The 9,907-nt window shown below is 42.2% G+C and carries 9 protein-coding genes and 1 pseudogene; 9 read left to right on the forward strand and 1 reads right to left on the reverse strand.

Annotated elements, in window-relative coordinates; translation table 11 throughout:
• On the forward strand, positions 1 to 268 hold a 268-nt coding region (locus HK25_RS13360), incomplete at its 5' end, for a hypothetical protein (RefSeq protein ID WP_233127725.1).
• Between the two features lie 57 nt (positions 269 to 325).
• Here HK25_RS13360 and HK25_RS06405 read toward each other — a convergent pair.
• Positions 326 to 1,582: a hypothetical protein gene (locus HK25_RS06405; protein WP_086635677.1), complete on the reverse strand. Its 1,257-nt coding sequence runs from the start codon at positions 1,580 to 1,582 to the stop codon at positions 326 to 328.
• Positions 1,583 to 2,028: 446 nt separating this feature from the next.
• Between HK25_RS06405 and HK25_RS06410 the strand changes: the two genes are divergently transcribed.
• The 8 genes and pseudogenes from HK25_RS06410 to HK25_RS06440 all read left to right on the forward strand — a co-directional run.
• Positions 2,029 to 2,589: a recombinase family protein gene (locus HK25_RS06410; protein ID WP_086635678.1), complete on the forward strand. Its 561-nt coding sequence runs from the start codon at positions 2,029 to 2,031 to the stop codon at positions 2,587 to 2,589.
• A gap of 81 nt (positions 2,590 to 2,670) precedes the next feature.
• A pseudogene (locus tag HK25_RS13365) lies at positions 2,671 to 2,783 on the forward strand (IS5/IS1182 family transposase); the annotation flags it as partial.
• A gap of 257 nt (positions 2,784 to 3,040) precedes the next feature.
• Positions 3,041 to 3,694, forward strand: a complete 654-nt coding sequence (gene parA, locus HK25_RS06415; protein ID WP_086635679.1) for a ParA family partition ATPase — start codon at positions 3,041 to 3,043, stop codon at positions 3,692 to 3,694.
• Entirely contained in the window at positions 3,691 to 3,978 is a 288-nt protein-coding gene (locus tag HK25_RS06420; RefSeq protein ID WP_086635680.1) for a ribbon-helix-helix domain-containing protein, read from the forward strand. The genes parA and HK25_RS06420 overlap by 4 nt, the downstream gene beginning before the upstream one ends.
• A 474-nt stretch (positions 3,979 to 4,452) precedes the next feature.
• Positions 4,453 to 6,516 carry a glycosyltransferase 61 family protein gene (locus HK25_RS06425; RefSeq protein WP_158092924.1) on the forward strand — a complete coding sequence of 688 codons (2,064 nt, stop codon included), beginning with the start codon at positions 4,453 to 4,455 and terminating at the stop codon, positions 6,514 to 6,516.
• A 113-nt stretch (positions 6,517 to 6,629) separates the two neighbouring features.
• Positions 6,630 to 8,174: a glycosyltransferase family 92 protein gene (locus tag HK25_RS06430; RefSeq protein WP_158092925.1), complete on the forward strand. Its 1,545-nt coding sequence runs from the start codon at positions 6,630 to 6,632 to the stop codon at positions 8,172 to 8,174.
• A 224-nt stretch (positions 8,175 to 8,398) separates the two neighbouring features.
• The gene (locus HK25_RS06435) at positions 8,399 to 9,229 is read left to right on the forward strand and encodes a DUF4422 domain-containing protein (protein WP_158092926.1); all 831 of its coding nucleotides are present in this window, start codon (positions 8,399 to 8,401) and stop codon (positions 9,227 to 9,229) included.
• Between the two features lie 384 nt (positions 9,230 to 9,613).
• Positions 9,614 to 9,907: helix-turn-helix domain-containing protein (locus HK25_RS06440; RefSeq protein WP_233127727.1), on the forward strand; the 294-nt coding region annotated here is incomplete at its 3' end.

Raw genomic sequence — 9,907 nt, forward strand, 5'->3', positions numbered from 1 at the left:
GTCAGGCAGGCTTGTAAACGGCCCTAATCGATATCGTCTGATTATCTGTAAACTTGAACAAGCCAGAGCTGCTGCGGTTCATTACACTCAGCAGCTACGAGAGGCTCTTGTCCGCAGAAAACAAGCGTTTCTTTCTAAGTGCCAAAATGGCAGCGAAATTAATTTTCAAAGTAATTTATTTAATGCAGAACCAGTCTCAGCAGTCGGAATGTCACATAATGATCTAATACAATGGTGTGAAAATGCAGGAGACAGGGACAGCACTTAAAACTCAGCCTTTCTTTTTAGTCACCATCTTCTGATTAAAATAAAGGAAAAATATTATTTAATGTCGAGAAGGGAGTAACGAAAATTCTTCCCAATCTTTTAAATGAGATACTAATTCAGTTTGTTCACTGTCACGTGCTGAAAGATAAGAATCATCGATAATAATAGCATATCTCCCTTCTCCCGCAGATATCAGTTGTCCAGGAACTGGTACAAGCCCGACAGGAGTTGCCGCAAAAAGCATGTTATCCACTAATGTAACCATAGATCCATGCTCTGAGAAATGGCGTATTGTTTGATAAAATTTAGAATTTTTATGACTATAACATAGTAATTCACCACGCCAGCTCATGAGTCTAGGTAATGTAAGGCAAGTTTTGTAACTTCCTGTAATGCAAGAGAAGCAATAATCAGCATCATATACATATCCTATACGAGCAAGTTTAGTCGCTATTTCCCAAATTCTATCTAAATATTCTTCTGAAAAAGTTTTCATTAGTTTTGTGAATCTATTTGTACGAACAGCTTGTAGAACAAGGCGTGGGTTATGATTAAACGCTCGTTCAATCATTTTAATAATATTCTCAGAATTATGTCGTCGTGCTAAAATTGATACTCGTCGAAAATCTTCTGGAACATCAAGAGAATTAAGCATTTCTTTGAAAATACGCGAACCTTTTAAACTCAACAGCACCATGTGACCCGCATAGCAAATGGGAATTTCATTTGCATCAGTATGGTGTTTTAACATTTCAACCTCTTTACAATCAGGCTCTTCATAAGGATCATAAAGTGCATAAATACGTCCATGCACATTATTAGAACGAATACCCATTCCTTTCATAAAAGGACGGTATAAATGCTTAAAGTGAGAATCGTATGGAGCTTCTGTAATATCTAAACTCCACTGAGGTGCCGCAGCTATTACATAGTCAAGATTTAATGTATGGGAATATTTTAAAACTGCATAAGCACCCATAGAAATACCAAATCCAACTAATTTAGGATTGGCTACTGAAGACATACTTTGTTGCCGAGCAACAATCCAATGTTTGACTATATTAAAAACTTCTTCCGGATTTCCATCACAATACCAGCTGTTGTGACGATCAATAATACCTATCCAGGGAATATTGAGTTTTATGGCTAAAGCTGCACCAAAAAATGTACCGTTATGTCGTTCAGGTGCGCCAATACCGGTAAAGCTTATTACTATATGACTGCTATGATCGTCACCTAAATAATAACGAACAATATAATTATCATTTTCGAATATTGTCTGTATAGGCAAATTATAATCCTTATAGTGTGTCATTTTTATTTTCTTTCATAACCTGCTCTGAAGACTGAGCTCATAATTCTAAAATCTCGAGCCAGTCGAATCAATTAGCGGTTCTTCGATCCCTCTAGGTATAAGCGTAGCAATCGTATCTCTTTGTAACACTTTGTCAGTTTTTCGGATTTATGAAACTTGGAGAGGCACGAATACATGATGATAGGTAGCATGGTGCCGGTGCCCGTAAAAAAGGGCTGGATCAGATCACGGAAAGATTTTTTACCAGACTGAAGCAGTTTAGAAGAATTACATCGTTGTTGATGGCCGTTCGGTTGACTGTCAGAAAAAATTAACCTTTCTTGACACTTTCAGAACTAGTGGGGAACTGTGCTTCCGATGTGTCAGTAAAATATTATAAAAGAATTTATTGACATTCTGTCATGATATATCTTTAAAATTTCCTTATATATAAGGAAGCATTTATCATGGTAGGCCAGATTGTTGCATATGTTCGGGTTTCATCATCGTACCAATGTATCGATCGTCAAACATTTGAAGGTGTGTCTGTGGATAAGACGTTTACAGACAAATGTAGCGGTAGCACCAGAAACCGCCCTGCCCTCACTGAGATGCTTGGATATGTGAGAGAAGGCGATACGATTGTTTGCCACAGCATAGACAGACTCGCCCGTGATCTTGGCGACCTGATGCGACTTGTACAGATCCTGACAAGGCGCGGCACAAGTGTTCGTTTTATGAAAGAGGGCCTGACCTTTACCGGAGAAGACAGCCCTATGCAGGATTTAATAATGCAGATTTTTGGGGCGGTAGCGCAATTTGAGCGGGCTCTTATAAGGGAACGCCAGGAAGAGGGCCAGATAGCTGCACGCACAAAAGGCAGACTTCCCGGGCGTAAGCCTAAACTGTCACCAGAACAGGTCACAGAGTTGAATAAGCGCGTTGCCGATCGCGAACCAAAAGCTCAGATTGCCCGCGATTTAGGAATAAGCAGGGAAACACTCTATTCGTATCTCAATACTACCTAAAGGCTCGATTGCAAATTTGTCGTTCATGACTGAAACTACTGTTGGTTTTTGATTTTGTCGTGGTTGATATGAGATTTCAATGGACGGAAATCTAGTGGAAAACCAATAAATTCCGACAAGCGGAAATACAAAAAATGTAACCGTATTGAGATGATGTTTTTTGGAGGGTTAAAGACAGGAGACGGGTTGCTACAGCCTTGCTTTTTAGCAAGCGGCCTTGCTGCAACTTCCATATTCTGGACATGAGTCCTGAGAGTAAATGCATTTTGGAGTTTATACCCGCTGAACCACATCAAAATTTAGCAGAACCCCAACTTTGTAACAGAGGATTTAGCAAGAACACTGTTATTGCCGTTGTATAGAGGAAAGGAAGTGGAATTCGAATTGCTTTCTATTGTCGTTCTAGTAGGTTATCTTGCATGATAATATGCGGTCATGTAAGGACGTTCACATGCCAACAATAGCGATTATCAGCCAAAAAGGTGGGGCTGGAAAAACAACTCTGGCTTTGCATCTGGCTGCTGCTGCTGAGGATGATGGCTTTACAGCATTGGTAATTGATGTGGATCCACAGGCGACGGCGAGCCAATGGGCCGTATGGCGTAAGGATGCACCGCCGGTTGTAATTGATAGTGCTCCGCCGCGCCTCGAGGCTAAGATCGAACAGGCAATGGGTAAGGGCGCTGAGTTCATTGTGATTGATACTCCGCCTCACGCTGATAGTGCGGCTAGTGCTGCCGTTGAAGTCGCCGATTTAGTGTTAATTCCATGTCGGCCGAGTGCATTCGATCTGGCAGCGATCAAAACGACTGCCAGTCTTATAAAAATGCGTAGCAAACCAGCCTTCGTTGTTTTTACAGCGGGAAGTCCTACTGCTCCACGTATGTATAAGGAGGCCACACAACTCGTAGAAAGCTACGGGTTGAACGCATGTTCACATATTATCGCTGATCGTGCAGTTTTTCGTCATGCGGCGGCGGAAGGGAAAACTGCAATGGAAATAGAGCCAAAAGGCAAGGCGTCTGATGAGGTAAGACTGCTTTACAAGTGGGTATGTAAACATGTAACCATACAATCATCAAGAAAGCGGAGAGCTAGTGCATGAGCCGGAAAGGGTCTCTACTGTCGTTGCGGGATCGTGATTCCGCAACGACAATTGTAGCTACAGCAGAAAACAAGGTTTCTGCCACCAATGTTGTTGGCTCAGATAGCAAGCAGGTTGCGCCGAGCCGTCAGGGCAAGAAAGCTATGACGGGCTATTTTAGCCCGGAAATGTCATTTGCCATGCATATGACTGCCAGAAAGCATGGGATGAGTTTACAGGGTGCGATGGCCGACGCGTTTAACGACTGGCTACGCAAGATGGGAGAAAGTCCTGTAGGCAAGTAGGAATGTGTACATATTTTCATGTAAACATATACACATACTAGTGTGTAATGGAATAAGCGTATAGGGCTGCGTTCGTACTGTTTTTTGTAAAAACCCTCAAAGGGTACGGGGGATTCTAATCTATGAGGCCCCATGTCATGCCACCATGAAGCATATTTATTCGGTTAGATCGTGCCTAAGGATTGCCTAACAAGCGTAGGATATTACGGTCCGAAATCTTAAGGTTTGATGGTACACCAGAGCGATTTCTCGCTCTCTCATCCTAACTATCTAAGGTAGCGTTGATCTTTTAATGCATTCGTTGGATAAATAATATAGTAAGTTAGAATTTGGATTTATAGCCCAATGCTTCAAAGTCTTGCCCATCTCGATCCACAGGGCCTTGCTCCGCATTGCAAGTCCCTAATACAGTGCGTTGCTGATGGATTAAGTCGAAGCCTGCATTGTACGACAGCGGAATCTGGGCGAGTAATCATGGAGCAGATGCGCTCTCAGTCAGACGTGAATTGGAACAATGTTTTCTTCATAGCTGAAAAAGAGATGCATGATGCAAAAAACTTTTTTTGTAAAATCGCATTTGCAAAGATTTGCTATTTATCACGGCGCGCCGTTGGTCAGGTGTGGTCAGAATTTATGCCTTTTGTTTTGGAAATGTGCACTACTGAAGACAAAATCTTTAGTTCTTCGTTTATGATTGGTGAGACCATTCCTGCGGATATTCCAAATATTATTCGTCAGTGCCGCCCCAGTCAGATGGCATATTCGGTTGATAATGTGCGTCAGGTCGGACTGTATAATAAGAACCGAAATTTTGTTTATCGAAATTATGACGGCTCAGAGGCAGAATCTTATCTTCGTCAGAATTTTGGAGACTTTGTCTGGCGTTTATTTCAGGTCCTTCCGGAAGCACAGGCCCGTTCTGACTTTTTCCTGATTGCCTCGCTGTACAAAGAAGGGGGTGTGTCTGCAGATGTTTGCTCAATAGCAAATGCAAATATCCTGCCTCTCCTGAAGAAGGGAAAAACATTCGGCTTCGTTGTCAATGAAGGTTCGCCACAAAAAAAGTTCTTTTTTGCTGTGCCTAATCATCCCATCGTGAAGGCATATCTTGATCATCTTATAAGTTATTCTGCCGGCGTTTTAGATGGAAGTATAACGTTCAGTTACGAAGAGTTTTCTAGCCCGTCAGCATTCCGGACCTTTTTGATGGATAATGTCTGCGAGATCAGTGCGTGTCTGAACACTGATCTAAGTGACAATATCGGGTGGTTGGCTCATGGTAATACTCCGTCCAAAAATGATCTGTCATCAGTGCTTCTGATCAATGATGTAGATTATGGGGCTTTTATCCGCTGCGCTCTTGATGAGGAAAATTTGTCTGAGCGTGGACAAGTTTTCCCCAGCACAAACCTATTGGGAATGGCGGATGATCCAATCGTTAGATCTGAAGTTTGTCCCTCGCTACGTGAGGATGTGATTATTGCATCACGTCCGGGCTTTTTCTATGGTCCTGCCGTCGGACCGATAATTGTCGGTAGCGATATGATTCCTGATATTACGAGGCAGGCTAGCAACCCTGTAGCTGTCTCAGCCGTTAATGTCTTTGAAACCCAGGGACTGGTTTTGACTGGGCATGGATGCCTATGGAAGGATCGCCGTTTCGTACAGTTGGACAGTTATCTGTCCAAGGTGGCTGAGAGCGAAGTTGAGAACGGTTTTTGGCGTTTGCCGGTTGATGCGGAGGCAACATCAGAGATCGATGTTCCGGTTATTGTCGCGTTTGGTGCTGGTTTCGGTTGCTATGGGCACTATCTTGTCGACGATATTCCTCGTCTTGGGTTGGTAAAGATGCTTATGGGCGACGAGGCGTTTCATTCCAGGAAAATCGTTATCCCTCAGAAAACGCCGAAATGGGGCATTGATCTTCTATGCGCAATTTTCGGGATCAATGAGGAATCCTTCCTGCTGTTTGACCATGAGCGCGAGGCATGGAAGTTGCATGACGCTGTTATCCCCTCATTTCTGGCGCGTCATTATCAGTTCCATCCATTGGTGCGCGACTTTTATCGCTCACTAGTGCCTGATGTGGGACGTCCTTTTCGCCGTATCTGCCTTTCGCGTCGTACATGGGAACCAAACAAGGTCAACCAGCGTGTTTTCAGGGAACAGACCTTGTTCGAGGAGATGGCAGTTTCCCGTGGCTTCGAGGTGATCGAACCAGAACGTTTCTCCATCCATGACCAGATTCGTCTTATGGCGGAAACACGGTGTCAGATTGGAGAGCATGGTTCCGCTCAGCATGCCTCAGTGTTCAATAAGTATGGGATGACAGTGGGCTCCATTAATCCTCGCACCGAGGTACAGACAAATCTTGGTCGTGTTTTTGGTGACCGTAATGTGATTGCTTATGAAGATGTGGCGGAGACAGATGCTCATAACAACCGGATATATTCTCTGAGCGAAGAGAAGATCAATACGTTTCTGTCAGTTGTAGATGCGACGGATAAATCGCGAGACAATTACTATAGTAAAATCTAACGGTGGCCAGTATTACCTGATATGGATGTGAAGCATCAGTGGCATTCATGCATCGGTTAGATCTATAGAAACCAATGGTATAGTTTATAATATAAATGAGGCAGCAGGTAGAAATGAGCAGGCAATCAGACCAAGAGGAAAAAAAGAGCTTAAAAACGGCTGTTTGCCTCGTTGTCAAAAATGAAGAGATAGAAATAATATATTGGATTGCATGGTATAAAGCATTAGGGTTCGATGCGTTCATAATATATGACGATTCATCAGAAGATAATACAAAGAACGTTATCCTATCTCTTTCTGGCGACTTAGATATTCGTTATAGCCGGATGCTGAATAACAGAAATCCGCATACAGAACGACAGTTATCAGCTTATAACGATGCCGTATTGAAATATGGTGATGAATTTGATTGGATGGCGCTATTTGATTGCGATGAATATCTTGATTTGTATGGACTAAGCATTAAAGAATATTTGCAGAAGTATGAAACCGCATCTTTGATAGCATTTAACTGGTGCAGTGTTGGAAGTAACGGTTATATAAGCCGGCCTCCGGGAAATCCAATATTTAATTACAGGCGCCATGGTAACGAGAACCTATTCTGGAATAAACATACAAAAGTTATATTCAAACCTAAAGATCTATCAGGAGAAATTTATTACGTTCATAATGTTCCTGTTTCAGGTGAAAGTCTCAGAAGTGACGGATCTTTAGTTGAGTGGGAAAGCCCTCATGGTGGATTATGTACGCCACCTACAAATTGGAGTGGGGGACGTCTTTATCATTTTCAGTCTCGATCATTAGAACACTATGTAAAGAGAGATAAAAAATTAGAAGACTGGAGACGTGACAAGAATAATCCCTTGCATGAAGTTACAAATAACAATGAATACAGCGAGATAGAATTTCATATATCTAATGAATATTTAAGACTTTATGATAAAGCACTGAAGCATATTATATATAATCAATCATCTTACATTAAAAATAAATTAGGAAATTCAGCAACTATTCAAGTAAAGATTTTTTCAGATGTATTTCGTGACAGTAACGTAAATATATTTGATCCAACAAATAAGATGTTTTTAAATTGCTGTGAGTTCACATCAAGATTTGTTTGCGAAAAAATAGAGAATGAAAAAGGATATAGTATTTTTCAATTAGAGGATGACTTTGGACGAGTATTATCGTGGGACAATAAAACAGTCTACGCAGTACACGTGAAAAATATGAATGTAATTTATTTTATAATGGACGATGGAGAATTCTTTTCATTGGGTGGTGATCCTCGTTATTTACCAGTATTAGCATATAATATCTGGACACATAATGATGGAAAATATTCATTTTCACATCCTACGAATGATACGTTTTTAGGTGCTTTACAGGAGCACACATATACTTATACCCGGATAACACCGCTCGCATGGGAAAAATTTACCATTATAAATACGGAACATTCCCATATAAGTGAATATATACATAATGTAGCAAAAAAGCTGTGTCGTATTTACGGACTGGGTTCTTTAAAGATGTCCTGTAACATACATGATTTTGATCCATTATTGATTCTAAGTGCAATAAACATACTAGATAAGGCAGAAATAAAAGCTATACAGTGTTTATGTGGAGGAAGTTTCCATGAGAGCCTGTTTTAAATAGAACTGTTAGATACGGTTTTCGTTTGCATTATGCGGGATACTCAAAACAACCAGATATATTCTCTCTCTTTGATCGGCTTCATCTGATATAGATGAGTGTTATCAGAGATCCAGGCTGAGAACCGAAGAAAAACACTCTCCGGTTTTCAGTCGGACGTGAGGTGCGTGGCCACCTGCAGTTTGTGTGGGCATGATATTGTGAGAGTTATGTTGTGATGAGAATGAAGATCTTTAGTTGCCACCATGCAGTGGCGCAAGACACGATTATGACCGATTTGTTTTCAAGTCTGATTTCTGGGGTGCACGGAACTCAGGATTACTTGGGAGACCTTGACGGCGATAATATCGCTTCGGACAATGACCACTCTGAAATGCGTCATCAATACTATGTCTGGAAAAATCTTCTGCATAGGTTTGATTATGTAGGGTTCGAGCATTACCGTCGTGTCTTATTTACAGATATTCAATCTGCCAGCGTGGTATCACGAAGGAATCCAGAATTACTTATATTTCGGGGTCACTTTGCGCAGAGCATAAGCCGCCCATATCTGTGTGCGTCTCATCAGCTGTTTTCTGACTTCTGGATGATGCGTAAGACATTTTCAGTGCATGATATATTGGACCTGAAGGCTGCTCTGTCAAAAAATGATATTACACTCACTCGTCCGCTTTTTCAGGACCGTGAGGCTATGGCAGAGCAATGGAAAACCAGTCTTCCAGAGCATGTATGGAATATAATGATAGAAGCTGCGATGGAGACGGAGTTGCTACGCAACCACCCATTGAAGGCGCATATGCGTATTGAAACACCATCATTTTTCAATATGTATGTGATGCGATCAGATCTGTTTTCGGATTACATGGAATTTTATTTCGAAGTAATCAGGCGTATCCGGCACAAAGTAGAGCCGACACCAAGGTTATGGGGACATTGTGCTGAACGTCTTATAAATATTTTCGTTTACGCTCGTTCTACAATCGATCCCAACATAAGAGTCGGCAACATGCCATTCATTTTGAAGACATCCGAATATATTGAACCTCAGAAGTGAGGGATTAGTGGCATATTGGCGAGTAGAACAAGGCTGCTGTTAATCTTTATCCTGCTATCCATCATCATTGCTTCAGGCGTAACATCAGAAAGGTTATCCGCACGTTGCTGATGTTGATTGACCGTGAGTTGCAGGCTGTTGAGTGCGTTATGCTCTTGCCAGACTCAGCTTTACAGATACATAGTGCCTGAAACGACGAAACCCTCGGAGCAACGAACTCCGAGGGTTTCAAAACTCACTGTTGCGCGGTGAGGTGGACTTGATGCAGGGGTGAAGGAACCACCCGTTGCGTCCGAAGCTGTATTCTAAGACTACCGGAGACGGTTTTCAAGCCTTAGATTAGCAGGAGAGAGGAAGCCTCGCCTTTTTTGAAAGGTTTTGGTTGTGACTTCTTTTGCTTCTACTCTCTGGACGCTCACACAAGCCCGCCAGATTACCGGAAAGCAGCATCTTGTTCTTCAGGCCCTCGCCAGCTTTCAGGGTTATCGTGGCCTCTTTCCATCGCATGAGGCTATTGCAGCCCGCGCAGGATGCGGTGTTAGAACCGTTATACGTGCGCTAGAGGCGGGGTATAGATTGGGCATAGTGGAACGAACACGGCAACGTCAGAGGGTGTCAGGCAGGCTTGTAAACGGCCCTAATCGATATCGTCTGATTATCTGTAAACTTGAACAAGCC

Origin of the sequence: Acetobacter sp. DsW_059 (assembly GCF_002153695.1) — a bacterium.
In the GTDB taxonomy this organism is placed as follows: Bacteria; Pseudomonadota; Alphaproteobacteria; order Acetobacterales; family Acetobacteraceae; genus Acetobacter; species Acetobacter thailandicus.

Bases quoted from the DNA above. Each gene is read 5' to 3' on its own strand.
- HK25_RS06435 (WP_158092926.1), top strand. From the start codon at position 8,399: ATGAAGATCTTTAGTTGCCACCATGCAGTGGCGCAAGACACGATTATG.
- HK25_RS06405 (WP_086635677.1), bottom strand. From the start codon at position 1,582: ATGACACACTATAAGGATTATAATTTGCCTATACAGACAATATTCGAA.
- HK25_RS06420 (WP_086635680.1), top strand. From the start codon at position 3,691: ATGAGCCGGAAAGGGTCTCTACTGTCGTTGCGGGATCGTGATTCCGCA.
- HK25_RS06430 (WP_158092925.1), top strand. From the start codon at position 6,630: ATGAGCAGGCAATCAGACCAAGAGGAAAAAAAGAGCTTAAAAACGGCT.
- HK25_RS06410 (WP_086635678.1), top strand. From the start codon at position 2,029: ATGGTAGGCCAGATTGTTGCATATGTTCGGGTTTCATCATCGTACCAA.
- parA (WP_086635679.1), top strand. From the start codon at position 3,041: ATGCCAACAATAGCGATTATCAGCCAAAAAGGTGGGGCTGGAAAAACA.
- HK25_RS06425 (WP_158092924.1), top strand. From the start codon at position 4,453: ATGGAGCAGATGCGCTCTCAGTCAGACGTGAATTGGAACAATGTTTTC.